Source organism: Bordetella sp. MIP270_01_BMS (assembly GCF_054958705.1).
The window spans coordinates 3131056-3157209 of the sequence record NZ_CM143297.1 but is presented as its reverse complement, the minus strand read 5'-3'; the positions used below and the strand labels follow the sequence as shown (position 1 = coordinate 3157209).

25 protein-coding genes are annotated in these 26154 nt (G+C 66.4%); 10 read left to right on the top strand and 15 right to left on the bottom strand.

The features are described 5' to 3' along the window. Positions 1 to 50: 50 nt before the first annotated feature. Genes trkA through rsmB form a run of 5 tightly spaced genes read right to left on the bottom strand, consistent with a single transcriptional unit; the run spans position 51 to position 6454 of the window. Complete coding sequence (gene trkA / locus ACV17W_RS14790; RefSeq protein WP_462593084.1) at positions 51 to 1430, bottom strand: Trk system potassium transporter TrkA; 1380 nt, start codon at positions 1428 to 1430, stop codon at positions 51 to 53. Continuing rightward, complete coding sequence (locus tag ACV17W_RS14785) at positions 1427 to 2119, bottom strand: response regulator (protein ID WP_462593083.1); 693 nt, start codon at positions 2117 to 2119, stop codon at positions 1427 to 1429. The genes trkA and ACV17W_RS14785 overlap by 4 nt, the downstream gene beginning before the upstream one ends. An 11-nt stretch (positions 2120 to 2130) precedes the next feature. After that, positions 2131 to 4449: a sensor histidine kinase gene (locus ACV17W_RS14780; RefSeq protein ID WP_462593082.1), complete on the bottom strand. Its 2319-nt coding sequence runs from the start codon at positions 4447 to 4449 to the stop codon at positions 2131 to 2133. Beyond that, positions 4446 to 5024, bottom strand: coding sequence for a DUF4390 domain-containing protein (locus tag ACV17W_RS14775; RefSeq protein WP_462593081.1), 579 nt, complete (start codon positions 5022 to 5024; stop codon positions 4446 to 4448). The genes ACV17W_RS14780 and ACV17W_RS14775 overlap by 4 nt, the downstream gene beginning before the upstream one ends. A 53-nt stretch (positions 5025 to 5077) precedes the next feature. Then, positions 5078 to 6454, bottom strand: a complete 1377-nt coding sequence (gene rsmB / locus ACV17W_RS14770) for a 16S rRNA (cytosine(967)-C(5))-methyltransferase RsmB (protein ID WP_462593080.1) — start codon at positions 6452 to 6454, stop codon at positions 5078 to 5080. Between the two features lie 116 nt (positions 6455 to 6570). Between rsmB and ACV17W_RS14765 the strand changes: the two genes are divergently transcribed. The 5 genes from ACV17W_RS14765 (at position 6571) to ACV17W_RS14745 (ending at position 11310) form a co-directional block, all read left to right on the top strand. After that, the gene (locus tag ACV17W_RS14765) at positions 6571 to 7194 is read left to right on the top strand and encodes a LysE family translocator (protein ID WP_462593079.1); all 624 of its coding nucleotides are present in this window, start codon (positions 6571 to 6573) and stop codon (positions 7192 to 7194) included. Between the two features lie 570 nt (positions 7195 to 7764). Further along, the gene (gene rimO, locus ACV17W_RS14760) at positions 7765 to 9111 is read left to right on the top strand and encodes a 30S ribosomal protein S12 methylthiotransferase RimO (RefSeq protein WP_462596564.1); all 1347 of its coding nucleotides are present in this window, start codon (positions 7765 to 7767) and stop codon (positions 9109 to 9111) included. Positions 9112 to 9478: 367 nt separating this feature from the next. After that, the gene (locus tag ACV17W_RS14755; protein ID WP_462596563.1) at positions 9479 to 10066 is read left to right on the top strand and encodes an LOG family protein; all 588 of its coding nucleotides are present in this window, start codon (positions 9479 to 9481) and stop codon (positions 10064 to 10066) included. Between the two features lie 27 nt (positions 10067 to 10093). Further along, complete coding sequence (locus ACV17W_RS14750; RefSeq protein ID WP_462593078.1) at positions 10094 to 10684, top strand: hypothetical protein; 591 nt, start codon at positions 10094 to 10096, stop codon at positions 10682 to 10684. Further along, the gene (locus ACV17W_RS14745; RefSeq protein ID WP_462593077.1) at positions 10681 to 11310 is read left to right on the top strand and encodes an HAD-IA family hydrolase; all 630 of its coding nucleotides are present in this window, start codon (positions 10681 to 10683) and stop codon (positions 11308 to 11310) included. Before ACV17W_RS14750 ends, ACV17W_RS14745 begins: the two co-directional genes overlap by 4 nt. Positions 11311 to 11380: 70 nt before the next feature. Here the strand turns inward: ACV17W_RS14745 and fmt are convergent, their stop codons facing one another. Further along, entirely contained in the window at positions 11381 to 12325 is a 945-nt protein-coding gene (fmt, locus tag ACV17W_RS14740; protein ID WP_462593076.1) for a methionyl-tRNA formyltransferase, read from the bottom strand. Positions 12326 to 12329: 4 nt separating this feature from the next. Further along, entirely contained in the window at positions 12330 to 12842 is a 513-nt protein-coding gene (gene def, locus ACV17W_RS14735) for a peptide deformylase (protein WP_462593075.1), read from the bottom strand. Positions 12843 to 13037: 195 nt separating this feature from the next. Between def and dprA the strand changes: the two genes are divergently transcribed. The 3 genes from dprA to ACV17W_RS14720 all read left to right on the top strand — a co-directional run bounded on the left by dprA (position 13038) and on the right by ACV17W_RS14720 (position 15832). Then, positions 13038 to 14159, top strand: a complete 1122-nt coding sequence (dprA, locus tag ACV17W_RS14730) for a DNA-processing protein DprA (protein WP_462593074.1) — start codon at positions 13038 to 13040, stop codon at positions 14157 to 14159. 73 nt (positions 14160 to 14232) lie between these two features. Then, positions 14233 to 15141 carry a hydroxymethylglutaryl-CoA lyase gene (locus ACV17W_RS14725; RefSeq protein ID WP_462593073.1) on the top strand — a complete coding sequence of 303 codons (909 nt, stop codon included), beginning with the start codon at positions 14233 to 14235 and terminating at the stop codon, positions 15139 to 15141. A gap of 214 nt (positions 15142 to 15355) precedes the next feature. Beyond that, the gene (locus tag ACV17W_RS14720) at positions 15356 to 15832 is read left to right on the top strand and encodes a hypothetical protein (RefSeq protein WP_462596562.1); all 477 of its coding nucleotides are present in this window, start codon (positions 15356 to 15358) and stop codon (positions 15830 to 15832) included. 61 nt (positions 15833 to 15893) lie between these two features. On the opposite strand, the gene ACV17W_RS14715 is transcribed toward ACV17W_RS14720, so the two are convergent. After that, the gene (locus ACV17W_RS14715) at positions 15894 to 17135 is read right to left on the bottom strand and encodes an aminotransferase-like domain-containing protein (RefSeq protein ID WP_462593072.1); all 1242 of its coding nucleotides are present in this window, start codon (positions 17133 to 17135) and stop codon (positions 15894 to 15896) included. Positions 17136 to 17338: 203 nt separating this feature from the next. On the opposite strand from ACV17W_RS14715, the gene ACV17W_RS14710 reads away from it, so the two are divergent. Beyond that, positions 17339 to 18058, top strand: a complete 720-nt coding sequence (locus ACV17W_RS14710; protein ID WP_462593071.1) for a YggS family pyridoxal phosphate-dependent enzyme — start codon at positions 17339 to 17341, stop codon at positions 18056 to 18058. 241 nt (positions 18059 to 18299) lie between these two features. Here ACV17W_RS14710 and ACV17W_RS14705 read toward each other — a convergent pair whose 3' ends face one another. Together ACV17W_RS14705 and ACV17W_RS14700 are read right to left on the bottom strand one after the other, a co-directional pair. Further along, positions 18300 to 18785 carry a copper chaperone PCu(A)C gene (locus tag ACV17W_RS14705; RefSeq protein ID WP_462593070.1) on the bottom strand — a complete coding sequence of 162 codons (486 nt, stop codon included), beginning with the start codon at positions 18783 to 18785 and terminating at the stop codon, positions 18300 to 18302. A gap of 43 nt (positions 18786 to 18828) precedes the next feature. Further along, positions 18829 to 19728, bottom strand: coding sequence for a LysR family transcriptional regulator ArgP (locus ACV17W_RS14700; RefSeq protein WP_462593069.1), 900 nt, complete (start codon positions 19726 to 19728; stop codon positions 18829 to 18831). A gap of 120 nt (positions 19729 to 19848) precedes the next feature. Here ACV17W_RS14700 and ACV17W_RS14695 point away from each other — a divergent pair, with 120 nt between their 5' ends. After that, entirely contained in the window at positions 19849 to 20484 is a 636-nt protein-coding gene (locus ACV17W_RS14695) for a LysE/ArgO family amino acid transporter (protein WP_462593068.1), read from the top strand. Between the two features lie 21 nt (positions 20485 to 20505). Here ACV17W_RS14695 and ACV17W_RS14690 read toward each other — a convergent pair whose 3' ends face one another. From ACV17W_RS14690 to ACV17W_RS14670, 5 genes are all read right to left on the bottom strand, one after another. After that, positions 20506 to 21771 (bottom strand): phenylacetate--CoA ligase family protein, encoded by a 1266-nt coding sequence (locus tag ACV17W_RS14690; RefSeq protein ID WP_462593067.1) that lies wholly within the window; start codon positions 21769 to 21771, stop codon positions 20506 to 20508. 46 nt (positions 21772 to 21817) lie between these two features. Further along, positions 21818 to 22648: an ABC transporter ATP-binding protein gene (locus ACV17W_RS14685; RefSeq protein ID WP_462593066.1), complete on the bottom strand. Its 831-nt coding sequence runs from the start codon at positions 22646 to 22648 to the stop codon at positions 21818 to 21820. 55 nt (positions 22649 to 22703) lie between these two features. Further along, entirely contained in the window at positions 22704 to 24041 is a 1338-nt protein-coding gene (locus ACV17W_RS14680; RefSeq protein ID WP_462593065.1) for an ABC transporter substrate-binding protein, read from the bottom strand. Between the two features lie 99 nt (positions 24042 to 24140). Further along, complete coding sequence (locus ACV17W_RS14675; protein ID WP_462593064.1) at positions 24141 to 25205, bottom strand: branched-chain amino acid ABC transporter permease; 1065 nt, start codon at positions 25203 to 25205, stop codon at positions 24141 to 24143. Positions 25206 to 25217: 12 nt separating this feature from the next. Beyond that, positions 25218 to 26147: a branched-chain amino acid ABC transporter permease gene (locus ACV17W_RS14670; protein WP_462593063.1), complete on the bottom strand. Its 930-nt coding sequence runs from the start codon at positions 26145 to 26147 to the stop codon at positions 25218 to 25220. Positions 26148 to 26154: the final 7 nt, after the last annotated feature.

Sequence of the window (26154 nt, the reverse complement as noted above, 5' to 3'; positions counted from 1 at the left end):
TGGCAGGATGGAAGTAGCGGGCCCGGACATGGCGAGGTTGTTTTGGCGACTCAGAAGAACGACGCCGATACCTGGAACATCTTCTCAACGCGCGGCATCATTTGCCGAGACGGCACGAACACGATGACGTGGTCGTCGGTCTGGATGATGGTGTCGGCGTCCGGCATCAGGATTTCATCGCCGCGTGCCAGCGCGCCTATGCTGGCTCCGCGCGGCAGTCGGATGTCCCCGACCGCGCGCCCGACCACCTTGGACGTGTGGCGGTCGCCGTGCGCGACGGCCTCGATGGCTTCCGCCACGCCTTGCCGCAAACGATGCACGACCGCGATGTCGCCGCGACGCACATGGCGCAGCAGTTCGCTCATGGTGGCATGCGAGGGTGAGACGGCAATGTCGATATGGCTGCCCTGCATCAGTTCGCCATAGGCCTGCCGGTTGATCAGGGCGATGACGCGGCGCGCGCCCAGCCGCTTGGCAAGCAGGGACGACATGATGTTGTCTTCGTCGTCGCTGGTCAGGGCTAGCCACGTGTCCATGTCGCCGATGTTCTCGCGTTCGAGCAATTCTTCGTCGGTACCGCTGCCATGCAGCACGAGCACGTTGCTGGGCAGCGCCGCCGCCAGGTACTCGCATCGCTTCACATCGCGCTCGATGATGCGCACGCTGTAGTTCTCGTCGGCCAGTTTTCGCGCCAGGCGCAACCCGACGTTGCCCCCGCCTGCGATCATGACCCGATGCACCGATTTCTCGGCCTCGCGCAGCTGGCGCACGGCGCGACGCGCATGCCGGGAATCCACCACCAGCACGACCTCATCGCCCGGGGCGATGACGGTGCCGCGATCGGCCTGCAACGCACGGCCATCGCGCACCACGTCCACCACGCGCGCGGCCACGTCGGGCCATACGTCGCGCAGCTGCGCCACCGGGTGGTGCGCCATGGGGCTGCCATGCCCGACGCGCACGGTGACCACGCTGATGCGGCCATCGGCGAATTCCACGACCTGCAGCGCCTCGGGAAACTCGATCAGGCTGTGCAGATAAGTGGTGACGCTGCGCTCGGGGCTGATGAGCGCATCGATGCAGAAGCCTTCTTCGCCCATCAGTTCGGGATGTTCGGCGAAATCCGGCATGCGTATACGCGCGATGCGCCGCGGCACATTGAAGAGCTGCCGGGCAATCTTGCAGCCCACCATATTCGCGGCGTCGGAAGCCGAGCACGCGATGAACAGGTCGGCGTCGGCGGCGCCGGAGGATTCAAGAACAGATACCTGGGTACCGTCGCCATGGACGACACGCAGGTCGAATCGGTCCTGCAGATAACGCAGATGATCGATATTCGTATCGATGACGGTGATGTCGTTGTGCTCCGACACCAGATTTTCGGCCACGCTGGTACCCACGCGGCCGGCCCCCATGATGAGGATCTTCATGTGCCCCGCTTGCGCGCGGATTCGATACCCAACTGCTTGAGCTTGCGATACAGGTGCGTGCGTTCGAGGCCGGTGCGCTCGGAAACCCGCGTCATGCTGTGGTTTTCGCGAACCAGATGGTATTCGAAATAGATGCGCTCGAACTCGTCGCGGGCTTCGCGCAGGGGCTGGTCGAGGGCAATGGAGCCAAGCCGCCCGTTGGCCAACGGCGCTTCGGGGACGGCGGGCGTCGCCAGAGCGCCCGGGGGATCGAGTTCGTCTTCCAGCGCCACCAGCGGGGTGACGGCGGCCAGCGGCGCCGCGGCAGGCGCAGGATGCGGCGCGCGGCCGCGTGCCAGTCCGGCCGCGATGGTCTTCAGCAGGCGCTGCAGCGTGATGGGTTTTTCGAGGAAGTCCATGGCGCCGATGCGCGTGGCCTCGACGGCGGTGTCGATGGTGGCATGGCCGCTCATCATGATGACGGGCATGTCGAGCAGACCCTGCGAGCCCCATTCCTTGAGCAGGCTGACGCCGTCGGTATCGGGCATCCAGATATCGAGCAGCACCAGGTCGGGCCGCGTGCGCAGCCGCGCCGCCCGCGCTTCTGCCGCGTTTTCGGCCAGCTCGACCGTGTGTCCTTCGTCGTAAAGGATCTCGGACAACAGCTCGCGAATACCGACTTCGTCGTCAACCACCAGAATTCTGGCCATAAACCATCCACCTATTGCGTAGCCGCATTATCCTTTTCTTGCGCGGGCGCGTCCATAGCAACCCCGCGGGCTGCCAGCCGGGTCAGCAGAATCGAGACTCTCGCGCCCCCTTCCTTGCGGTTGGCGAGGTCTATCCTGCCACCATGCTCTTCGACGATTTTGCGCACAATAGCCAATCCTAACCCAGTACCGTGCGCCTTGGTGGTGACATACGGCTCGAAGGCGCGCTGCATGACCTTCTGCGTGAACCCCTGCCCGGTATCGGCGACGGTGAAGCGCACCGCAGGCTGCGCCACGTCTTCGCCGTCGAGTCCGCCCATCAGCTGGGTCGTGACGCGCACACGGCCTTCGCCCGCCTGATCGGCCACGGCGTCACGCGCGTTGGACAGCAGATTGTGAATGACCTGGCGCAGCTGAGTGGGGTCGCCCTCGATGAGCGGCAGGCCCGGCTCGAGTTCGACATCGAGGTTCAGCGCCGCGCCGTGCCGCAGGGCCGTCTTTTCGCCGGGTTCCCATCCGTAGAGGGCCAGCACATCCGCAACCAGTGCATTGAAGTCGATCGACTGCATCACGGCCGGCGGCGTGCGCGCGTACTCGCGGAAGTCATCGACCATCTGCTTCAGCGAACCCACCTGGTTGACGATGGTGTTGGTAGACCGTTCGAGCATCTGACGGTCGGCCGGCTGCAGGCGGTCGGCCAGCTTCATGGCAAGCCGCTCGGCAGACAATTGAATGGGCGTCAGCGGATTCTTGATCTCGTGCGCCAGACGGCGCGCCACTTCACCCCAGGCGACCGTGCGGTTCGCCGAAATCACCTCGGTGATATCGTCGAATACGACCAGATAACCGTTGCCCCGCCCATCCACGCGCAAATGCGTGCCGCGCGCCAGCAGCGTAATCGACTGCGGCGGCTCGTCGGACCCCGCGGCCGGGGCCAGGGTGACCTCGAACTGCTGCTGCCAGTGCAGTCGTTCGGAGCCCACCGCCGCGTGCTGCGAAAACGCCTTGCGCACGATCTGAATGAATTCGAGCATACCGTCGGCGGTTTCGAGCGGCCGGCCGATCACCGAACGCAGGTCTGCCTGCAGAATGGCCTGAGCGCCCTGGTTCACCGTGGTGACGCGAAATCCCTCGTCGAACACCAGCACGCCGGACGACAGGTTGGACAACACGCTTTCCAGGTACACGTTCGAACGCTCGAGCTGACGCCGATTGCTTTCCACCATGTGGCGGGCTTCGTCCAGCTGGCGCGTCATGGCGTTGAACGACCGGGTCAGCTGCCCGACTTCGTCGCGTTCGGGCGGCTCGGGCAGCGGCCGGTAATCGCCCACCGCCACGGCTTGCGTCCCGGCGGCCAGCCGCAGCAGCGGCCGTACCAGCCGCTTGGACAGGGACAGGGCCACCGCGATGGCCGCGAATACCGCCAGCAACAACGCCAGCGTGAGCGTGATGCCATACAGCTTGCGCAGGCCCAGCCGCGACAGCGCCAGTTCCTGGTAGTCGCGAAAGCCCTGCTGCACCTGGTTCGCGTTGTCGGCGATCTGGTCCGGCACCGGCTGCAACAGCTGCAACCAGCGCGGCTCGGTCTGCAAGGGCGTCAGGCTTTCATAGCGCGCTGGCGAGTTCAGCGGAATGACCACGCGTAACTGCAGCCCCCCCTTGCCCTTCGCGAAGTGCGAATCGTCTGCCTCGGCGGCGGAATAGCCGCGGCTCAGGCGCAACTGGTTCAGTACCGTCGCGGGCGGGATTTCGGGCAGCAGCTGGCCGTACTGGTCGGTGGAGAAAGCCACCAGTCGCCCGCTGCCTGTAAACACCATGACGTCCTGCACGCCACTGGATTCACGTAACCGCGTCAAGGTGAGGGGAATGTCGCGATCTGGCGTGGTGTTGAGTTCGGCCGCCATGGCCCGCGCCTTCGCATCCATGTCGGCCAACAGCGAATCGAGGGCGGCACGGCCCAGGTTCAGGCCGGATTCCAGGGCACTGTCGACGCGCACGTTGAACCACGATTCGATCGAGCGCGACATGAACTGCACCGATACGGTGTAGATCAGGGCCCCCGGCACCACGCCGATGAGCGCGAAGGCCAGCGCGAAACGTGCCGTGAGGCGCGCGCCGAACTGCCTGCGGCGGATCTGCCGCACCAGCCGGGTGGTGAGCGCCACCACCCACACGAACAGCGCCAGCGCGAACACACCATTGAGCACCAGCAGCGTATCGTAGTAACGCGCAAAGCGCGACGCGTTGCCCGTGGACCACGCCAACAGACCCAGCAAGGCCAGCCCGCTGATCGCACCGATGATCAGCGCAACGCGCAGCAGAATTCTCATGACGGATCCTGAGGTTCGGCCAGCGAAAACGAAAAATCGGCCCACGGCGTGGCCAATGACCACGAACTGCTGTTGAGCGCGTTCACCTGGAAGGGCCGCGCCAGTTGCGAGGTGTCGAGCCGCAACCGCATCTGGCCGCTGTAGGACACGCCGTAATCGAGCTCGGAAACCTCGGCCAGCCGCCAGCCCCGGATGTGACGCACCATGTCCATGGCCTCGTCCAGCGACGATACCGGCAGGCTGAGCTCGCCCGCTCCCGCCCGCCACTGGCGGGTCAGTGCGTTGTACACCACCCGCCAGGTCAGCGAGGTGTCGACCACGGTATCGTCGAACCACCACCAGCGCGTGCGGCTGATTACCAGGTCGGCGGTGAAATAGAGGGGGAGCCCGCGCTCGGCGGCGTCGCGCAACTGGCTGTTGAGCGTGATGTCGATGTCGGCGTCGATTTCCAGCGTGCCATCACGTATGACCGGATCGATGCGCACCACGCGCGGTTCGTCGGCGCGTGCCTGTGCGCCAGCCCCCATGGGAAGCAGAAATGCCAGCAGTAGCGCGCAACATAAGCGAAAGATCATCGACGTTGTCATCCGGCCACATAGACCGGCCCTGTCCAGCTATTCTTGGCGATTCACGACTGCTTGGCAAACAACGCGTAGAAAAAGCCGTCATGCTGCGCCTCGGGTGTTGCATCGACCGCAACTGGCAGCAATTGTCCGGGCGCATCCAGCCGCCGCGCATCGGCGTGTCGCCCGGCGAAGGCATCGGCCTGGCGAGCCCCTTCAGAGGGGAACACCGAGCAGGTCACGTACAGCAGCCGGCCGCCTGGCGCCACGGTGCGCCACAGGGCGTCGACCAGGCGGGCCTGCAGCCGAGCCGTCCGGGCAACGTCGGGAGCCCGACGCAGCCAGCGGATATCGGGGTGGCGCCGCACAATGCCCGATGCCGTGCAGGGCACGTCGGCCAGCACGGCATCGAACGGGCGACCGTCCCACCATGCATCCAGGTCGGCGGCATCCGCCGCTGCCACCGTCACCGAGCCGGATCGCAGCCCCAGGCGGTCCAGGTTCTGTTGCACCCGGTCCAGGCGCGCCGCATCGGCGTCGAGGGCAAGCAGTTCGAGATCGGCAAGCTCGAGCAGATGGGCAGTCTTGCCGCCGGGCGCGGCGCAGGCGTCCAGGACTCGCTCGCCATCGCGCGGCGCCAGCAGAGGGGCCGCCAGCTGCGCGGCGGCATCCTGCACCGACCACCAGCCTTCGGCGTAGCCCGGCAACTGCGTCACCGGACGGGGTTGTGTCACGACCAGGCCCGAAGCCCCGACCGGAACCGAGTCGATGCCGGCGTCGCCGAACGCCTGCCGGACATGCTCGCGTGAAGCCCGCCGGGTGTTCACGCGCAGGGTCAGGGGCGCCTGCACATTGGCCGCCGCCAGGATGGACTGCCAATCGCGGGGGTATGCCCGGGTCAGTTCGTCGACCCACCAGGCGGGATGATTCCAGCGTGCCTCGGGCAGCCTGGCCACCGTGGCCTCGAGGTCTGCGCGCTCGCGCAGGAAGCGGCGCAGGCAGGCATTGAGCAGCCCTTTATACGGGGCCAGCTGCCTCAGGCCTGCGGCGGCCGTGACGGATTGGTTGACGACGGTATGCGGGGCATACACCGGCGAGCCGGGGATGACGGCCGAGTCGACGGCCGCCGGCGTATCGTCCGGGGGCGACACGCGCAGCAGCGCCAGCGACACGCGCAGCATTGCGTCGAACAGCGGCCCGGGCGAGCGCTGCACCAGCCTGGCGCCCATGGCCGCGGCCCAACCCAGTTGCCGCATGGCATGGAACGACACCGCCTGGGCGGCCGGCCTCAAGGGGGCTGGCACCGCGGCCAGCGCCTCGGTGAGGGAACGTCCCTCGTCCACCGAGCGCACGGCGCCGGCAGCCGCCTGCAGAATGGCAGACAGCGCAGGCCGGGGGGGCGCAGCGGCGGGAGAATCGGGCACAGCAGAAGGCGAGACCATGGCGACACACAACATTGCAACCCCGCTATGGTAGCCGCTGACTGGACGAATCCGATCCGACGCATCAGACTGGTGCCTCGACCACGCCTGCCCGCGCCCCGCCGCGCCGCCTCGCCATGACGCTTGCCACCCTGCTGCTGTTCGCCCTGGCCTCGGGCATTACCATCGTCACGCCCGGCCCTACGGTGCTGCTGGCCATGAACAACGGCTCGCACCATGGCTTGCGGGCTGCCGGCTGGGGCATGGCCGGCGCCGTGCTGGCCGACATGATGCTCGTGGCCGTGGTGGCGTCGGGGCTGGGGGTGCTGCTCGCGGCATCGGAAACTGCGTTCCAGGCGCTGAAGTGGGCGGGCGCCGCGTACCTGGCTTATCTGGGATGGCGGCTGCTGCGCACCGACGCCGCGGCGCCGCCCGGCCTGGCCGGCGCCGCGACGCCCGACGCGCGCACCCTGTTCATGCGCAGCTTCATGGTGGCGGCCACCAACCCCAAGGCACTGCTTTTCATGTCGGCATTCCTGCCGCAGTTCATTCAGCCGGCCGCGCCTTTGCTGCCGCAATACCTGGCTCTGGCGGCGGTGCTGGCGATCCTGAACCTGGCCGCCATGCTCGCCTATGCCGTGCTGGGCGCGCGCATCATGCGGTCTTTGAAGCGCGGCGGACTGCGCTGGATGAACCGCCTGTGCGGCGGAGCCCTGGTCGGCATGGCCGCGGCGCTGGCGCTGTACCGCCGCGGAGGCTAGCCGCTGGAGGGGGCGCGGTGCCGTATAATTTTGCGCTACTCCGACGCCGTTATCCGACGCGGCGGCCCATCCCGCAGACCCGTTCGCGCTTCGCGCGCATCGGGATTTCAAGAACCGCGCGGCCCGGCCGGCGCAGCAACCCGGACGGCGCCGTATTGCCATGACCGTCCACGCACCGCGCAGGCCGCCGCAAGCGGTGTTTCACCTTGGCGGAAACCCGTTGCGGCGAACCCTGGGCCGGCGCAGTGCGCGGGAGCGGTCGGGCGCAATGACGCTGGCAAGGCTTCACGCCGGCGCATTGCAGAATGATGCCCGTCATCCGATGCGGGATGCCCAGGCGCGGTGTACAGCGTTCGTGGCACACGGTGAAATCGCAACGCAGGCCATTTCTTGAATACGCCGGGCGACCCGCCGCCGGCATTGAACGAACTACCGCCGCATCGCCCCGGGCAGTGCGCGAACCTACGGTGAACTAGATTGGAAACTCTGGAAAAATCCCGACCGGGCAAGTCCGCCGACCACGGCTCTGGCGCGGCTTCGCGCGGCAATGGTACTGACGGCCCCGGCCGGGTGGACACGGGTAAGGCCGGCGGAGACAGCGGCCGGGCGCCACGCGTCGGCTTCGTCAGCCTGGGCTGTCCCAAGGCCCTGGTCGATTCCGAACGCATCCTCACGCAGCTGCGCACCGAGGGCTACCAGGTCACGCCCGAATACAACGACGCCGACGTGGTCGTGGTCAACACCTGTGGCTTCATCGACAGCGCAAAGGCCGAATCGCTGGAAGCCATCGGCGAAGCGCTGGCCGAGAACGGCAAGGTCATCGTCACGGGCTGCATGGGCGTGGAAGAATCCGTGATCCGCGACGTGCACCCAAGCGTGCTGGCCGTGACCGGCCCGCAGCAGTATGAACAAGTCGTGCGGGCGGTGCACGACGCCGCCCCGCCCAGGCTCGATCACGATCCGTACGTCGACCTGGTGCCGCCGCAAGGTATCAAGCTCACGCCGCGCCACTACGCGTACCTGAAAATTTCCGAGGGCTGCAACCATCGCTGCAGCTTCTGCATCATTCCTTCGATGCGCGGCGACCTGGTCAGCCGTCCGGTGGGCGACGTGTTGAACGAAGCCGAACGCCTGGTCAAGGCAGGCGTCAAGGAACTGCTGGTCATATCGCAGGACACCAGCGCCTACGGCGTAGACCTGAAATACCGCAGCGGGTTCTGGAACGGCCGGCCCGTCAAGACGCGCATGACCGAACTGTGCGTGGCGTTGTCGGAACTGGGCGTGTGGACGCGCCTGCATTATGTCTACCCCTACCCGCACGTCGACGAGGTCATCCCGCTGATGGCGCAGGGCAAGATCCTGCCCTATCTCGATATTCCGTTCCAGCATGCCAGCCCGCGCGTGCTCAAGGCCATGAAACGTCCGGCCTTCGAAGACAAGACCCTGGCGCGCATCAAACGCTGGCGCGAACAATGCCCCGACCTGACCCTGCGCTCGACGTTCATCGTGGGTTTCCCGGGCGAGACCGAAGAAGATTTCCAGTACCTGCTCGACTGGATGAGCGAGGCCCAGCTCGATCGCGTGGGCTGTTTCCAGTATTCGCCCGTGGAAGGCGCGCCCGCCAATGCGCTGGGCGGCGCCGTCCCGGACGAAGTCAAGCAGGACCGCTGGGACCGCTTCATGGCGCATCAACAGGCCATTTCGGCGGCGCGCCTGCAGACGCGCATCGGACGTGAGATCGATGTGCTGATCGACGAAGTGTCCGACGAGGGCATCGTCGGGCGGTCCAGCGCCGACGCGCCGGAGATCGACGGCAATGTCTTTGTCGAATCCGATCGCAAGCTGCGCGCGGGCGACCTGATCCGCGTGCGCGTCACCGGTGCCGACGAATACGATCTGTACGGCGACGCTATCTGAGCCCGGCAAGCGCGGAATGATGCCGTCGATGGGTCCGTGAGCGTTGCCTAGGGGCTGAGCCAGCCTCCGGAGCTGCGCGGCATGACCGGCGTCGCCCCAAAGCTGGCTTGCGCGGCAGGATCGATCCGGTCGAAGCCACCCGGGCACGGCACGGCTGTGCCGCCAGGCTCACCCGCATGGCATGCGCGCGGCCGCTTGCCATCCCGGGCGATGGCGCCCGGTGCCCTGCCAGGCCGGCACATCGCCGCGCGCGGCCACGCCGGCTCGAACGTCCGCCCTGCGGGGATGCAACGCCAAGTTGCGTAAACTAGTTACTCATGCCGCCACGGCGGCGCGGTGATTTGTAACGGGTGCCTGTCGAACCATGATGAAGCTGAACAACGTTTGCGTGTACTGCGGTTCCAATCCCGGCCGGATTCCCGACTACGCGGACAGCGCGCGGGAACTGGCCCGCGAACTGGTGCGGCGGGACATCGGCCTGGTGTACGGCGGGGCCAGCGTGGGCATCATGGGCATCCTTGCCGACGCCGTCATGTCCGAGGGCGGCCGCGTCATTGGCGTGATACCCGAACCCCTCATGCGCAAAGAACTCGGCCATGCCGGCCTGACCGAACTGCACGTGGTGCAGTCCATGCACGAACGCAAAACCATGATGGCTGAACGTGCCGACGCCTTCGTGGCCCTGCCCGGCGGCGCCGGCACACTGGAAGAAATATTCGAGACCTGGACCTGGGCCCAGCTGGGCATGCACCAGAAGCCGTGCGGCCTGCTCAATGTGGCGGGCTACTACGACCACCTGGCCGGATTCCTGGATCACGCCGTCGATGAATCATTCATGCGCGCGGAACATCGCGCCATGCTTGTTGTTGAGAGCCAGCCGGCCGCACTGCTGGACCGTTTCGCCCGCTACCAGCCGCCAACCGTATCCAAATGGATAGATCGCGGCGAACACTGATACTGAACCCTGTCCTCCGCATACGCCATGCCCACCGCCACGGCCATACCCACTACCACGGCAGCCCTGATGCGCGACTACCTGCGCGCCAAGGACGAAAACCGCCCGCTCTACATGGCGCGGGCCTTTTCCAGTGACGCGGTGTTGAAGATGACGCTGCGCACCCCGGCTATTGCGTTTCCCCCCGAAGCCCGCGGCCGCGATGCCATTACCGAGGCGCTGGTCCGCACCTTCGGCCAGACCTACGAGAACGTGTTCACGTTTTACCTGGCGCACCCGGGCGAAGACGCGGTGCTGTCCCAATACACCTGTGACTGGTTTGTGGGCATGGCCGAAAAATCCACGGGCCGCGTGCGCGTCGGTTGCGGCAGCTACGAATGGGAATTCCAGCCCTCTCCGCACCAGGCGCGGCGGCTGACCATCACGATCGAGACCATGCTGAGCCTGCCCCCCGATACCGCGGGGCCCGTCTTCGCCTGGCTGACTGCCTTGCCCTATCCCTGGACCGATCCGCATCGCGTGGTCAACAGCGCGCCCCCCATCGAGGCCCTGGCGCCGGTCATGCACTGGATCCGCCGCGCCGACCGCGATGCTTATCCCAGGGACGGCACGGCTTGAAATACGATCTGGCGGCGTTCGATTTCGACGGCACGCTGGCCGACACCATGCCCTGGTTCGAATCCGTTCTGGACGGCGTCGCAGACCGTTACGGCTTTCGCAAAGTCGGCCCCGCCGAGCGTGAGCAGCTGCGCCACCGCGGGGCGCAGGACATCCTGAAGATCCTGGGCATTCCCATGTGGAAAATGCCGTCTATCATGGCGCACGTCCGTCATCTGATGCGCGAGGTCGATCCCCAGGTCCGGCTGTTCGACGGCATACCCGAGGCCCTGACGCAGCTGCGCGCCGCCGGACTGCGCCTGGTATTGCTCAGCTCGAATTCGGCCGCCAATGTGCAACGGGTGCTGGGGGTTCGCGGCACCGAATGGTTCGACGACTTCGAGTGCGGCACCGACATGTTCGGCAAGGCGGCCAAGCTGAAGCGGTTACTGGCCCGGCACCGCGTACCGCCGCAACGCTGCGTGCTGGTCGGCGACGAAATGCGCGACATCGATGCTGCGCGCAAGGCCGGCGTTCAGGTGGCCGCAGTGGCTTGGGGCTACAACCACGCGGATGCCCTGCGCGGCCATGCGCCCGACGCCCTGGTGGCGTCGGTAGCCGAGTTGCCGGGCGTGCTGCTGGGCTGACGCGCACAGCCGGCCGGGCCACGTCGCGTCACGCACGGCGCGGCGCGTCGATTGGGGCGCCGGCAGTTGCTCAAGCCGTGGGCTGCCAGCCTCGCACGAAAACATCGACGGGTTGGCGCTTGCCCCCGGCCTTTTGCAACTCGAGCAGCCGCAACACGCCCTCGCCGGTGGCAATGTCGATGCCGTCGGGGCCCGCGCGCAGCACCGAGCCGGGGGTTCCGGCCACAGCACCATCCAGCGGCTGGGCACGCCACACTTTGACAGGGTCGTCCAGCCCGGGCAGGCGCAGCGTGGCGCCGGGCACCGGATTGAAGGCGCGCACCCGGCGCGCCAGCACGGCGGCGGGTTGCGAACAATCGAGCGGCGCCTCGGACTTGTCGAGCTTGGCTGCGTATGTCACACCTTCGGCCGGCTGCGGCCGGGCCGTCAGCCCGCCCGCGGCCAGCGCCTCGAGCGCCTGCACAATGGCCTGCGCACCCGCCGCCGCCAGAGTGTCGTGCAGGTGCGCCGCGGTGTCATCGGGGCCAATGGCCACCGCGTGTTCGAGCAGCATGTCGCCGGTGTCCAGGCCTTGGTCCATCTGCATGATGGTCACGCCGGTCTGGGTGTCGCCCGCCTCGATGGCGCGCTGAATGGGCGCCGCGCCGCGCCACCGGGGCAACAGGCTGGCATGGATGTTCAGGCAGCCGCGCGGCGGCAGCGCCAGCGTCCAGTCGGGCAGGATCAGGCCATACGCCGCCACCACCATGACTTCGGGCGCGGCCTGCTGCAACTGCGCCCGCGCCTGCGCGGCGTCGTCGGGATATCGGCCGTCCAGCCGCAGGCTGCGCGGCTGCGCCACGGGGACGCCGGCGGCCAGCGCGGCCTGCTTGACCGGGCTGGGCGTGAGCTTGAGCCCGCGCCCGGCGGGCCGGTCGGGCTGAGTCAGCACCAGTGGAATATCGTGGCCCGCCGCAAGCAGCGCCTCGAAGGCAAGCCGTGCGAACTCGGGTGTTCCGGCAAAAACCAGGCGCATCGGATCAGGCCCGCAGCGCTTCGCGCTCGGCCTTCTTGAGCTTGGTCTTGATGCGGTTCTGCTTCAGGTTCGACAGGTATTCGACGAACACTTTGCCGTCGAGGTGATCGAGTTCATGCTGCACGCAGACCGCCAGCAGGCCATCGGCCTCGGCTTCGTACGGCTTGCCGTCGATATCGAGCGCGCGATAGCGGATGCGGGCCGCGCGCTCGACCTGATCGTAAATACCAGGTACCGAGAGGCAGCCTTCTTCGTAGGTCTGCCGCTCTTCGCTTTTCCAGGTGATTTCCGGATTGATCAGCACGCGCAGGTCGTTGCCGTCTTCGGACACGTCAATGACGACGACGCGTTCATGCACGTCGACCTGCGTGGCGGCCAGGCCCACCCCCGGTGCTTCGTACATGGTGTCGGCCATGTCGCGCACCAGCTGGCGGATGCGGTCGTCCACTACCGCGACCGGCTGGGCCTTTTTGTGCAGGCGCGGATCGGGATAATGAAGGATGGGGAGCAAAGCCATGGCGTACTTGGAAATTGGGGCTGGAGTTCAGCTAAGACTGTAATAATAATTCATTAGAGGCTTGATTTCTAATAGATTCCGGCTAACGCGGGCATTGGCGGCGCCATAAAGGGGACGGAAATGCCCACACCGGCGCCGCGCCCGGAAAGCCCCATGCGACACTAGCGCATCCCTTTGCCAGGCCCGATGTGAACCATGCCGCTTACCCATTCCGCAGACGAATTGTCCGCCTGGCTGCGCCTGACCCTGGAACCCGGGTTGGGCCCAGCCACGGCCTACCCGTTGCTGTCCGCGCTGGGCCTGCCCGAACACATCTATGCCCTGGGCGCAGCGGCACTTGCCCGCCACGTGCCGCAAGACCTGGCGCGCCAGCTGGCGGCGCCTGCGTCCGCGGGTATGCAAGCGCAAATCGAACACAGCCTGCAGTGGGCCGAGCAGCCCGGCCACCACGTGCTGACGCTGGCCGATCCGGCGTATCCGCAGAGCCTGCTGACCACGGCTGATCCGCCCATCGTGCTGTACGTCACGGGTGACCCGTCCCGGCTGAACCAGCCTGCCCTGGCCGTGGTGGGGGCTCGCAACGCCACGCCCGGCGGCTGCGAAAACGCGCGCGCGTTTGCCCGCCATCTGGCCGGCCATGGCTGGTGCGTCGTCAGCGGCCTGGCGCTCGGAATCGACGCAGCCGCCCACGAAGGCGCGCTGCTGGCCGGGCCTCAGGGCGCCGGCACGGTGGCCGTCATGGGCACCGGCATCGACCGCGTCTACCCGGCGCGCCACCGCGAACTGGCCCACCAGATCGCCGCGCACGGAGCGCTGGTGTCCGAACTGCCACTTGGCATGGGCGCCCTGCCCCATCATTTTCCGCGCCGCAACCGCCTGGTGGCCGGCCTTGCGCGAGGCGTGCTGGTGGTGGAAGCGGCACGCCAGAGCGGCTCGCTGATCACCGCGCGGCTGGCTGGGGAAAGCGGGCGCGAAGTCTTCGCCATACCCGGTTCGATTCATTCGCCGCTGTCGCGCGGCTGCCATGCCCTGATCCGCCAGGGAGCCAAACTGGTCGAAACCGCCCAGGACATTACCGACGAGCTCGGCGGCGCAGCCACCCCGGCGCGCGGCGCAACGGCCGGCGTGCGTGCCGAGACGCCCACGGCGCCCGAGCCGCCCGTGCTGCGCGCGCTGGGCCACGATCCGCTGCATCTCGATGCCCTGCAGGCGCGTTCGGGGCTGGACATCGCGGCGCTGAATGCGCAATTGCTGCAACTTGAACTCGACGGCCGCGTCGCGCGGCTGGAGGGCGGCCGGTTCCAGCGCCTGAAATAGCCCCCGCTGCGATTATGATTGACGCAGCACCGCGTCCGTCCGGGCGCGCGCTTCAGACCACACAGGAAGAGACATGCCGCTGCCCTCCCGCGTCAAGATCGTCGAGGTTTCGCCTCGCGACGGCCTGCAGAACGAAAAAGAACCCATCTCTACCGATGTCAAGGTGGAACTGGTCGATCGGCTCACCGCGGCCGGCTTTCCGAACATCGAAGCCACTTCGTTCGTGTCGCCCAAGTGGGTGCCGCAGATGGCGGATGCTGCCGACGTCATGGCACGCATCCAGCGCAAGCCCGGCGTCATCTATTCGGTGCTCACACCCAATATGAAAGGCCTCGAAGCCGCCATCGCTGCCAAGGCCGACGAGGTCGTGATTTTCGGCGCGGCCAGCGAAGCATTTTCGCAGCGGAACATCAATTGCTCCATCGCCGAATCGATAGCACGCTTCGAACCCGTTGCGCAGGCCGCCCGCGACGCCGGACTGCGCCTGCGCGGCAGCCTCAGCTGCGCACTGGGATGCCCCTATCAGGGCGAGGTGCCGGTTTCGGCCGTCGTTGACGTGGCCCGCCGCTACGTCGACCTGGGCTGTGACGAGATCGATGTCGCCGACACGATAGGCGTGGGCACCCCGCAGCGCGTGCGCGACGTGATGTCCGCGGTGTCGCAAGTGATCGACCCGCAGCGCGTGGCGGGCCATTTCCACGATACGTATGGCCAGGCTCTGGCCAACATCCTGGCGGCGCTCGAAGTCGGCATCGGGATCTTCCACACCTCGGTGGCGGGGCTGGGCGGATGCCCGTATGCCAAGGGCGCGACCGGCAACGTGGCGACCGAAGACGTGCTGTACATGCTGCGCGGGCTGGATATCGACACCGGCATCGATTTCGACGCGGTAGTCGACATTGGCCAGTGGATGTCCGGTCACCTGAACCGCAAGAGCGGCAGCCGGGCAGGCAACGCGGTGGCGGCCAAACGCGCCGCGTGAGCGCTTGGCCGGGGTGTGGCCCAAGACCGCTGCGCTCTCACATGTGAGCACGCCCTGCCGCGACTATGCTGCCGGCTGCCATGGCATCGCGTGGACCCCGCCCTGGACCGCGCCCGCGCCGGGGCGCAGCGGCGGCCGCAGCCAGCGTAGAATGCGCGTTGCACGGCCCGGCCCACACTGGCCGTCTGGCGCCGCGTTACTGGAACCGTTCGTGATGACATCTCTTTTCCCTGGCCCCACCCCCGACGAACGCGATGCGCTGCTGCGCGAGATCGGCCCGCTACCCCTCACCGGACAGGCGTGGCCCGACTGGGTGCGCATCCTGGCCTGGATCATCCTGGCCATCATCGGCGTGCAGATCATGGCATCGGCCATACGGCTGCCGCCCGGCCAGGTCAACAACGTCCTGGCCCTGACCGTGGTGTTGTGCTTCCTGGGGCTGGTTCTGGTGTCGTGGTATATGCAGAAGTCCGTCACCACCATAGACGAGACCGGCCTGCGCCAGACGTGGATCACCCGGCGCGAAGTGGCCTGGCACGAGATCCACTTCGCCAAGTTCGTGCCGCTGCTGTTTTCCAAGCGCCTGGTGGTGTTCACACAAAGGGGGCGCCCCGTGGTTTTCCAGGGCGGTACGCGCGAGCTGCAGGTGGCGTTCGCGAAAATCTCGCTGCTTTACCGGCGCAAGCGCTAGTCGCGCCCATGCGCCCCGCTTCGGCCCGCAAGCGCAGCGTCGCCGGCCGGCGCGGCGCCGTTCAGGCCGCCAGCGACACCGACACCGGCGCGTTGGCCTCACAGGCGTCCAGCGCGCGGGCCAGTCGTTCGATGCCCTGGGTGATCTGCTCTTCGTTCATGGTGGCAAACGACATGCGCATGGCGTGCAGATCGGCCTGCTCTGGATCGGCATAGAACGCCTTGCCCGGTACATAGACCACGCCTTGCTCGATGGCGTAAGGCAGCAGGCGCGTCGCGTCGACCTGCGCGTTCAGCCGGGCCCAGAAAAACATGCCGCCTTCGGGTGGGCTGAAGGTAATGCGGCCGTCCAGGTATCGGTGCAGCGCCTGGGCCAGGGCATCGCAGCGCGCGCCATAGGCAGCGCGGATGCGCGGAACGTGCTGCGCGTAGCGGCCGTTGGCCAGGTATTGCGCAACGATTTCCTGGATCCAGGCCGAAGACGCCATGTCATCGGATGCCTTGGCCGCGACGCAACGCCGGCGCACTTCTGCCGGCGCCACCAGCCAGCCGATGCGCAACGCGGGCGCCATGGTCTTGGACATGGTGGAGATATAAGCGGCCCAGTGCCGGGCCTCGCCCTGGGCCAGCGCCGCAATGGGCGGCACCCGCTCGCCGGAGAAGCGCAGTTCGCCGTACGGGTCGTCTTCGACGATCAGAAACTGGTGCTTGACCGCCAGTTCGAGCAGCCGCAGCCGCCGCTCGCGGCTGAGGGTTGCGCCGCACGGGTTGGAGAACGACGCCACCACGCAGACGATCTTGGGCTTGTGGCGCGCCGCCAAGGTATCGAGCGCGTCGATATCGATACCTTGCGGCCCTGAGGCCACGGGGTGGACCGTGGCGCCCGTATAGCGCAGCGCGTTGACGGAATTTGGAAATGCCGGGCTTTCGATGAAGGCGTGGTCGCCCGGCTGCAGCATGACGCGGCTGATGAGCGCCAGCGCCTGTTGCGATCCGCCGGTGACCGCGAGCTCGGTGTCCGGGTCGCACACCAGGCCGCGCTCGGCGGTCAGACGCGCCAGTTCGGCCCTCAGGCTGGCCTGCCCGTCGATGTTGGAATACTGCAGGCAGCCACCAAGTCGTGCCAGCACCTGGTTGGACGCCGTGGCCATGCCTTCGATATCAAACAGTTCCTGGGCCGGATACCCGCCGGCCAGGGATATGTTGCCGGGCTGTGTGGCGTAGGCCATCAACGAGCGGATGGGCGACGTGGCGGGAGTCTGGAAGGGTGCTGCGAAAGCGTAGCGAGGTGCTGCGGTGGACATGGTGTGGGCGGGGCCGGCAAGAGGGGGGATACATCGGCGCGGCGCCTGGCCGGGCACCGGCGAAGCAGCGGCAGCGATAAGCAAATGCCGATTGATTCTATGCCCGGCCCCCAGGACGGTCAACGCGGATGCCTCGTCGTGCGCAGGCCGCGCGCAAGCGGCCCGATTATGATGAGGTTTTTTGTCTGGATTCCCCAACAAGCATGCGATCTGAAGACACGATGGCAGCCCGCCTGGCCGGGCTGCGGCAGCGAATCGACGCCGCCTGCACGCGCGCAGGCCGCGCTCCCGGAAGCGTGGCGCTGTTGCCGGTGAGCAAGACATTCGGCCCGGCGTTGGTACGCGAGGCCGCCGCCCTGGGCCTGCGCCGGTTCGGCGAAAACAAGACGCAGGAGATTCGCCAGAAAGCCCCAGAATTGGCCGACCTGGGCATCGACTGGGTGATGATCGGCCATCTGCAGACCAACAAGGCCAAGGACGCGGCGCGCGACGCGGCCGAAGTCCAGTCGCTGGATCGTCTGGACCTCGCGCACGCGCTACAGCGCCGCCTGGACGCCGCCGGCCGGCAGCTGGACGTGCTGGTGCAGGTGAAGACTTCGCCCGAGCCCAGCAAGCACGGCCTGGACATGCAGGCCGTGCTTGACTTTCTGCGCACCCTGGCCCGGGAATGCCCTGCCCTGCGGGTCCAGGGGTTCATGACAATGGCGGTACAGTCCGAAGACACCGACGCCGTGCGTGCCTGCTTCCGCGCCTTGCGGCTGCTGCGCGACCAGATGCAGGAACAGGCAATACCCGGTATACGCCTCGACCGCCTGTCGATGGGAATGAGCGGCGATTTCGAGATCGCAATCGAAGAAGGGGCCACCGAGGTGCGCATCGGCAGCGCCCTGTTCGGTGCTCGCCACTACGCCGCGCAGGCCTGACCGCGGTTGCGTCTCCGGCCTCATGCCGCCGCGGCGGTTCGGGCCTCAGCCACGAAGCGACGCCATCGCAGCCGATCGATGAGGTGGATGAGTTCGCGGGAAGGGTTGCCGAACAGCAGCCCTGCCTCTGGCGGCACGCCGAAAGCCTGGCGCCGCCCGGCGCCGGCGGGTTGCCGGGATAGCCGACTTTTTGCCCGCCGTGGGCGCGCCGCGCATGCCTGCCCGGCACGCCAGCTCGGGCTTAATGCTTCATCGCGCCGTGCTGCATGCCGGCATGGTGCCCGATGGGCTTTACCTTGAACTTCACGGCCACTTCGCCGGCATGCTCGAACTTCAGCGTGGCCGGTACCTCGGCGCCTTCGGCGAATGGCTGCTTCAGGTTCAGGAACATCACGTGATAGCCGCCCGGCGCGAGCTTGACCTCGCCATCGGCCGGAACGGGAATGCCTTCGGGCAGGTGCCGCATGCGTGCCACCCCGTTCTCGGTTTCAACGGTGTGCAATTCGATGCGCTCGGCGGCGTCGGATGCCACGGACACCAGCCGGTCAGCCGTCTTGGCGTCGTTGTCGATTTCCATGTATCCGGCTCCATTCACCTGGCCTGGGGCGCTGGCGCGTATCCACAGATCATCGACCTCGATCTCGCCGACCTTGTAATCGTTGGCCCACGCCGCCGTGACGGAACACAGGCCAAGCGCCGCGGCCATCGCCCAATGACGGATTTTCATGAGAGACACCTCCGATGCTGCCGGCCCGCGTCGGGCCGACGGGTTAACGCCGCCGGACCAGGCTGCCGGCGGCTGCCAGGACCGACTGGGTCAAGGCTTCCATGGCCTGTGAGTTTACCCGCCAGTGTTGCCAGAAAAGCGGCACGTCTTCCGTTGCCCGGGCGCGCAGCGGCACGAGGCGGCCGGATTCCAGCTCGGTCTTGATCAACGGCAAGGGGTTCATGGTCCAGCCCAGGCCGTCCAGCGTCGCCTGCACAAAAGCGCGCGACGAGGGCAGCCACCATACGGGGGGCTGCCAGGGCCTGGCGCCCATGACTTTGCGCGCGAATCGCGCCTGCAGCGCATCTTTGCGATTGAACACCAGCACTGGCGCGCTGGCCAGCGTACGCGCATTGACGCCCTGCGAAAAATACCTGGCGTGAAACTCGGGGGTGCATGTGGCCACATAACGCATGCTTCCCAGTGCATGAATGCGGCAGCCCTGCACCGGATCGCCCAGCGCGGTCACCGCGCCCAGCACCGAACCATTGCGCAGCAGCGACGCGGTGTGGTCCTGGTCTTCTGACTGCAGATCCAGTGTGGCCCGGGTGCGGGCGGCGAACAGCCGGGCTGCGTCCATGAACCAGGTTTCCAGACTATCGTGGTTGACCGCCACGGCAATGCTGGCGTGCGCCACGGCCTCGCCCTGCAACCCCAGCCGGTCGAGCGCGTCATGCTCGAGCAGAGCCGTCTGTTCCGCCAGTTGCACGAGCACCTGCCCGTCGGCCGTTGGCACCACCGGCACCGAGCGTTGCACCAGCAGGCGTCCCATTCGCGCTTCAAGCGACTTGATGCGCTGGGAAACCGCCGAGGGAGTGACATGCAGTGCCGCGGCGGCGCGTTCGAAACTTCCTTCGCGCACCACTGCCGCCAACGCACGCAAGTTGCCGTGATCAAGATTCATGATTAAGCATTACTTAAGCTGGTTAAATGAAATTAGCTGTATTTAATCGCCGTGACAACCCAGAATATGGATCCAGCCGCGGCGGATCTGCCGCGGCCTTGTTATCTGGACCGCAACACCATGTTTACCGCCGTCTCGCTACCCGCCTTGTTGACCGCCTGGGCCAGCGGCACCGCCACCGGCCTGGGGCTGTTCGCCGTCGTGGGCGCACAAAGCGCATTCATCCTGCGTCAGGGGCTGATGCGCGCACACCTGCTCAGCGTGCTGGCGCTCTGCGCAGCACTGGATGCCGTATTCATTTTCGCCAGCGTATGGGGCCTGCAGGCCGTGACGGCCTGGTTTCCCGGCCTGACCCGGGGCATTCTGTGGTTCGGCGTGGCCTTCCTGGCGTGGTATGCCGTGCAGTCGGCACGCCGCGCACTACGGCCCCGAACCGGCCTCGTGGCTGCCCGCGAAGCCGTGCCTTCACGCCGGGCCGCCCTGCTCGGCGCGGCTGGCTTCACCCTGCTGAATCCGCACTTCTGGCTCGACATCATGGTGGTGGGCTCGCTGGCCCACGGGTTCGACCAGGCCCGACTGGCATTCGGCGCCGGCGCCCTCACCGCCAGCCTCGTATGGCTTGCCGCCCTGGGGCTGGGGTCGCGCCTGTTCGCGCCCTGGTTCGCCAATCCGCATGCATGGCGCGTGCTCGACGGCTTCATTGCCGCCGTCATGGGCGCGCTCGCGCTGAGACTGGCCTATAACGGGCTGGCGTGAGGCGCTCGCCCGCCGGCCCTGCTACTCGTAGGATCTGACGTCGTCGATGACCTTGCCGTCATTCGGCAAGGCGCCGTCGGGCACCCACTGCACGTCGGCCCGAAGTTTCGTGATGTCACGCACGGACTCGGCGATGCGCGCGGACAGCGCGTCGGACTGCGTGGCCGCTTCGACCTGCAGCACCATGCGGTCGGAGCCCGTCTGGCCGCTGACGACCAGGCGCGCCCGCTGGATTTCCGGATGCCGCGCCAACACTTCGGCCACTTGAGACGGGTGCACGAACATGCCGCGCACTTTGGTGGTCTGGTCGGCGCGCCCCATCCACCCCTTGATGCGGATGTTCGTACGGCCGCAGGGTGAGACGCCCGGCAGGATCGCCGACAAGTCGCCGGTGCCAAACCGCACCAGCGGGTAGTCGGGGTTCAATGTCGTGACCACCACTTCTCCGACCTCACCGTCGGGAACCGGAATGCCCGTGCCGGGCCGCACGATTTCGAGGATGATGTCTTCCCCGACCACGAGGCCTTCGCGCGCGTCGGTTTCAAATGCAATCATGCCCAGGTCGGCGCTGCCGTAGGCCTGATATCCGGCTATGCCGCGCGCGGCCAGCCAGTCGCGTAGGGACGGCGGAAACGCTTCACCCGACACCAGGGCGCGCCTCAACGAGGGCAGCGGCACGCCCAGTTCATCGGCCTTTTCCAGGATGATCTTCAGGAAACTGGGAGTGCCGGTGTAGCCCGACGGCGCCAGGTCGGCAATGGCGCGCACCTGCTGCTCGGTCTGGCCGGTGCCTCCCGGGAACACGGTGCAGCCTACGGCGTGCGCGGCAGTCTCCATCATCGACCCTGCCGGCGTGAAGTGGTACGAAAAACAGTTGTAGGCCAGTTCGCCGGGCCGGAAGCCCGCCGCATACAGGGCGCGCGCAAAGCGCCAGTAATCGGCGCGCCCGCTCTCGGGCTCGTAGATGGGGCCGGGCGATGCAAACACGCGCACGGCCTGGCCCCAACCGATGGTGGAGAAGCCTCCGAAGGCCTTGGCTGCCCCCGCCGGGCCGCTGCCGCCTCGGCTGCGCTGCTGGCGCTCGAGCAGTTCGTGCTTGCGCAGAACAGGCAGGCGGGCCAGCGCCTCGCGGCTATCGACCCCGCGCGGATCGATACCGTGCAATTGTTCGCCCACGGCCGGAGCGCCCGCCATGGCGCGCGCTATCGTGGCGGGCAGCGCGGCCATCAGGTCGCGTTCGCGCTGCTCGGGCGCGCGGGTTTCCAGTGCATCAAAAAACGCAGGCATGGGATCGCACTCTTCGGTGTGCCGTTGGGATTGGGCCAATGGCGAATCAAGCCAGCCAGCGCTTGCGCCGCCGGTAGAACTTGTTGTCGCGGAAGCTCTTGCGTTCGCCGCTGGATATTCCCAGGTAGAACTCTTTCACGTCTTCGTTGCGCGCCAGGTCGTGCGCAGCGCCGTCCATCATGACGCGCCCGTTTTCCAGGATGTAGCCGTAGTCGGCATAGCGCAACGCAATGTTGGTGTTCTGTTCAGCCAGCAGGAAACTCACGCGCTCGCGCTGGTTCAGATCGCGCACGATCTCGAAGATTTCTTCGACAATCTGCGGCGCCAGCCCCATCGAGGGCTCGTCGAGCAGAATCATGTTGGGGTTGGCCATCAAAGCCCGGCCGATGGCCGTCATCTGCTGTTCGCCGCCCGAGGTATAGCCGGCCTGGCTGGTGCGCCGCTGCTTCAGGCGCGGAAAATACTGATAAACGCGGTCGAGCGCGGCGGCCATGTCGCCGCGGTTCAGGTTGCGGGTGTAGGCCCCGGTAAGCAGGTTTTCTTCGATGGTCAGGTGGGCGAAGCAATGCCGCCCTTCCATGACCTGCACCACGCCGCGCCGCACCAGCTCTGCCGGCGACAGGCGTTCGATACGTTGGCCGCGAAATTCAATATAGCCCTTGGTGACGTCGCCGCGTTCGCCCTTCAGCAAGTTGGACACCGCGCGCAGCGTGGTGGTCTTGCCCGCGCCGTTGGCGCCCAGCAGCGCCACGATGTGCCCCTCGGGCACTTGCAGCGACACCCCTTTCAACACCAGGATGACGTGGTTGTAGATGACTTCGATGCCGTTGACGTCAAGCAGCATATTGACGGGATCGGGGGCGGATACAGCATTCATGGCAGTTCCTGCGCACAGGGTCGCCGCCGCGGGCGGCAGCGGCGACCGGTTCACATCAGCCTTCGCACTTGCGAGGGGTGAGGTTCTTCTCTTTGGCGTACTTCTCGGCGCCTTCCTTGACCAGCGGGCCGGTGAATTCCTTGTCGGACTGATACCAGTCGGACACCACCTTGAATTCCTTGCCGTCCCACTGGACGATGCGTGCCCAGTCATCACCCATGTGGTTGGCGCACGAGGTCTTCACCGGCCGCATGATTTCGCCGAAACCCAGTTCATCCAGGCGTTCCTGGGTCAGGTTCAGGTTTTCGAAGCCCCAGCGCACCTGCTCGGGCGTCATGCGTTTGCCCTTGCCGAATTTCTCTTGCGCAGCGCGTATGGCTTCGACCTGCAGCATCGAGATCATCATGCCGCGGGTGTGCGCGATGGTGCCCAGCGTGTTGGTGCCCGAAGCATCGCTGCCCTGCCCCTTGTCGTACACGAACTTCTTCAGGTCTTCGTAGACCTTGCCCTGGCCGGCGCTGTTGTGGATGGTGATGGCGTTGTAGCCCTTGGCCACCGCCCCCAGGTCTTTGACGTCGCCTTCCGAGCCCGCCCACCAGATCGCGTACATCTTGTCGCGCGGATAGCCGCTTGCCTGCGCCTCGCGGATGGCGGTGGGCGTCATGATGCCGGCGCTCCACAACAACACGTAGCTGGGCCGCGACTGGCGAATCTGCAGCCAGGTGGACTTCTGCTCGACGCCCGGCGCCGTCACCGGATACAGCAGCAGTTCGAACCCGTGCGCCGCGGCGCGCTTCTGCAGCAGCGGAATGGGTTCCTTGCCGTAGGGAGAGTCGTGGTAGACCAGGGCGATCTTCTTGCCCTTGAGCTTGTCAACGCCGCCTTCTTTCTTGGCGATGTCCTGGATCATCACGTCGGCGGCTGTCCAGTAGGTGCCCAGCAAAGGGAAGTTCCACTCGAACACGCTTCCATCCACCGACTGCGACAGGCCATAGCCCATGGTCTCGACGGATACCTTGTCGACCATGGCCTTGTCGGTCACGGCGAACGTAATGCCGGTGGACTGCGTATCGAAACCCGATGCGCCACCGCCCTTGCCCTTCAGGCGCTCATAGCATTCCACGCCACGGTCGGTCGCGTAGGCCGTTTCGCATTCTTCATAGGTGATCTTCACGCCATTCACGCCACCGTCGCGCGCGTTGACCAGCTTCAGGTAGTCGAGCTTGCCATCGGCCCAGGGAATGCCCAGGGGCGCGAATGACCCGGTGCGGTACACCAGGAGCGGAACGAACTGTTCTTCGGCCGCCAGCGCCGGCGCGGCGGCCGAGACCATTGCACCGGCGGCCGCCACAATGGCCGCTACCCACTTTACGTTGAGACGCTTCATCTCCATTACCTCCTGCTTGGTGTGCTTGACACCGGGTTTGGCCCGGTCTGAAGCCGGGTAGTCGAAAAGGCCGCCGCGCCGCTCGTGGTTGCGCTGCGGCCGGAATCAATGCGGGAAGGGCCAGATGCGCAACTTCTCTTTGCCGATACTCCAGAGGCGAGCCAGCCCGTGCGGCTCCGCGATCAGGAAGAACACGATCAGCGCGCCAAACACCATGTGCTCGATATGCGCGGCCGTATCCACCGACAGCGACAGCCCGAGCAAGTGGGGCACGTTGGTCAGCGCCACCGGCACCAGCACGATGAAGGCCGCGCCGAAGAAGCCGCCCATGATCGAGCCGAGTCCACCGATGATCACCATGAACAGCAACTGGAATGAGCGGCCCAGATCGAAGGCCAGGGGCTCCCACGACCCCAGGTGGATGTAGCCCCACAACGCGCCCGCCACGCCGACGATGAAGGAACTGACGGCGAAGGCGGTGAGCTTGGCGTACATGGGACGTATGCCGATCACCGCCGCCGCCACGTCCATGTCGCGTATGGCCATCCATTGCCTTCCGATGGCCCCGCGCACCAGGTTCTTGGCCAGCAGCGTGAACACCACCACGAACAGCAATACAAAGAGATAGCGCTGCAATGCCGTCTGCACCGGCAGCCCGAACGCCGTGAGCGCGGGCACCGACACGCTGCCGGATGAGGAATAGTTGGTGAAGAACGCGATACGCAGGAACGCCCAGTCGACGAAAAACTGCGCGGCAAGCGTCGCCACCGCCAGGTACAGGCCGCGGATGCGCAGGCTGGGAATGCCGAACAGCACGCCCACCAGTGTGGCGAAGCACCCGCCCAGCAGAATCTGCACGACCAGCGGCATGCCGGGAAAGCGCACGCCGAAGTTCCACGCCGCGTAGGCGCCCACCGCCATGAATGCACCGGTGCCCAGCGAGATCTGGCCGCAGTAGCCCACGAGGATGTTCAGCCCCACCGCGGCCAGCGACAGGATGAGGAACGGAATCAGGATGGCGCGCAGCAGGTAATCGCTGGCCAGCATAGGCACGGCTACGAAGGCGACGGCCAGCAGCAGGCCGATGAATATGCGGTCCTGGCGGATCGGGAAGATCTGCTGGTCGGCGCGATAGCCGGTCTTGAATTGGCCGTTTTCGCGATAGAACATCTTGTTTTTCCCCTACACCCGGTCGATGATTTTCTCGCCGAACAGCCCCTGCGGGCGGAACAGCAGGAATACGAGTGCCAGCACGTAGGCGAACCAGATTTCGATGCCGCCGCCCACCAGCGAGCCCAGATACACTTCCGACAGCTTCTCGCCCACGCCGATGATGAGCCCGCCCAGGATCGCGCCCGGCACCGATGTGAGGCCGCCCAGGATCACCACCGGCAGCGCGCGCAGCGCCGCCGTCGACAAGGTGAACTGCACGCCGAATTTCGACCCCCAGATAATGCCGGCCACCAGCGCCACCAGCCCTGCCACGCTCCAGACGATGACCCAGATGCGGTTCAGGGGAATACCGATGGACTGCGCCGCCTGATGGTCATCCGCCACCGCGCGCAGAGCGCGGCCGGTACTGGTGAACTGGAAGAACAGGGCGAGCGCCGCGACGAGCAAGGCCGCCACCAGGGCGGCAGTCAGGTCTTCCAGATTGATCAGGATGCCGCCTTCGAACACGGTGTCCAGGATGAAGGCCGGGTCTTTGGGCATGCCCACGTCGATGCTGTACACCGAGCTGCCGAACGCGATCTGGCCCAGTCCGTCCAGGAAGTAGCTGATGCCCAGCGTGGCCATCAGCAGCGTGGTGACTTCCTGGTTGACCAGGTGCCGCAGCACGTAGCGTTCGACGGCCACGGCAAGCAGGAACATCAGCACGGCGCTGATCACGAATGCCAGCACGTTGGCCAGCAGCAGGTTTTCGAACCCCAGCCAGGTGGGTATCCATTCAGAGAAGCGCGCCATCGACAGCGCCGCCACCAGCACCATGGCGCCCTGTGCGAAATTGAATACGCCCGATGCCTTGAAAATCAGCACGAACCCCAGGCCTATCAGGGCGTACAGCATGCCGCTCATCAGGCCGCCGAACAGCGTTTCGAGGAAGAATCCCATGTGTGTC

Coding starts and splice junctions, on each gene's coding strand:
- ACV17W_RS14775 (WP_462593081.1), bottom strand. CDS start 5,024: ATGATCTTTCGCTTATGTTGCGCGCTACTGCTGGCATTTCTGCTTCCC.
- rsmB (WP_462593080.1), bottom strand. CDS start 6,454: ATGGTCTCGCCTTCTGCTGTGCCCGATTCTCCCGCCGCTGCGCCCCCC.
- ACV17W_RS14670 (WP_462593063.1), bottom strand. CDS start 26,147: ATGGGATTCTTCCTCGAAACGCTGTTCGGCGGCCTGATGAGCGGCATG.
- ACV17W_RS14695 (WP_462593068.1), top strand. CDS start 19,849: ATGTTTACCGCCGTCTCGCTACCCGCCTTGTTGACCGCCTGGGCCAGC.
- ACV17W_RS14715 (WP_462593072.1), bottom strand. CDS start 17,135: ATGTCCACCGCAGCACCTCGCTACGCTTTCGCAGCACCCTTCCAGACT.
- fmt (WP_462593076.1), bottom strand. CDS start 12,325: ATGCGCCTGGTTTTTGCCGGAACACCCGAGTTCGCACGGCTTGCCTTC.
- ACV17W_RS14780 (WP_462593082.1), bottom strand. CDS start 4,449: ATGAGAATTCTGCTGCGCGTTGCGCTGATCATCGGTGCGATCAGCGGG.
- ACV17W_RS14785 (WP_462593083.1), bottom strand. CDS start 2,119: ATGGCCAGAATTCTGGTGGTTGACGACGAAGTCGGTATTCGCGAGCTG.
- dprA (WP_462593074.1), top strand. CDS start 13,038: ATGCCGCTTACCCATTCCGCAGACGAATTGTCCGCCTGGCTGCGCCTG.
- ACV17W_RS14685 (WP_462593066.1), bottom strand. CDS start 22,648: ATGAATGCTGTATCCGCCCCCGATCCCGTCAATATGCTGCTTGACGTC.
- ACV17W_RS14725 (WP_462593073.1), top strand. CDS start 14,233: ATGCCGCTGCCCTCCCGCGTCAAGATCGTCGAGGTTTCGCCTCGCGAC.
- ACV17W_RS14755 (WP_462596563.1), top strand. CDS start 9,479: ATGAAGCTGAACAACGTTTGCGTGTACTGCGGTTCCAATCCCGGCCGG.
- ACV17W_RS14705 (WP_462593070.1), bottom strand. CDS start 18,785: ATGAAAATCCGTCATTGGGCGATGGCCGCGGCGCTTGGCCTGTGTTCC.
- ACV17W_RS14710 (WP_462593071.1), top strand. CDS start 17,339: ATGCGATCTGAAGACACGATGGCAGCCCGCCTGGCCGGGCTGCGGCAG.
- ACV17W_RS14690 (WP_462593067.1), bottom strand. CDS start 21,771: ATGCCTGCGTTTTTTGATGCACTGGAAACCCGCGCGCCCGAGCAGCGC.
- def (WP_462593075.1), bottom strand. CDS start 12,842: ATGGCTTTGCTCCCCATCCTTCATTATCCCGATCCGCGCCTGCACAAA.
- ACV17W_RS14765 (WP_462593079.1), top strand. CDS start 6,571: ATGACGCTTGCCACCCTGCTGCTGTTCGCCCTGGCCTCGGGCATTACC.
- ACV17W_RS14700 (WP_462593069.1), bottom strand. CDS start 19,728: ATGAATCTTGATCACGGCAACTTGCGTGCGTTGGCGGCAGTGGTGCGC.
- ACV17W_RS14675 (WP_462593064.1), bottom strand. CDS start 25,205: ATGTTCTATCGCGAAAACGGCCAATTCAAGACCGGCTATCGCGCCGAC.
- ACV17W_RS14720 (WP_462596562.1), top strand. CDS start 15,356: ATGACATCTCTTTTCCCTGGCCCCACCCCCGACGAACGCGATGCGCTG.
- ACV17W_RS14680 (WP_462593065.1), bottom strand. CDS start 24,041: ATGGAGATGAAGCGTCTCAACGTAAAGTGGGTAGCGGCCATTGTGGCG.
- trkA (WP_462593084.1), bottom strand. CDS start 1,430: ATGAAGATCCTCATCATGGGGGCCGGCCGCGTGGGTACCAGCGTGGCC.
- ACV17W_RS14750 (WP_462593078.1), top strand. CDS start 10,094: ATGCCCACCGCCACGGCCATACCCACTACCACGGCAGCCCTGATGCGC.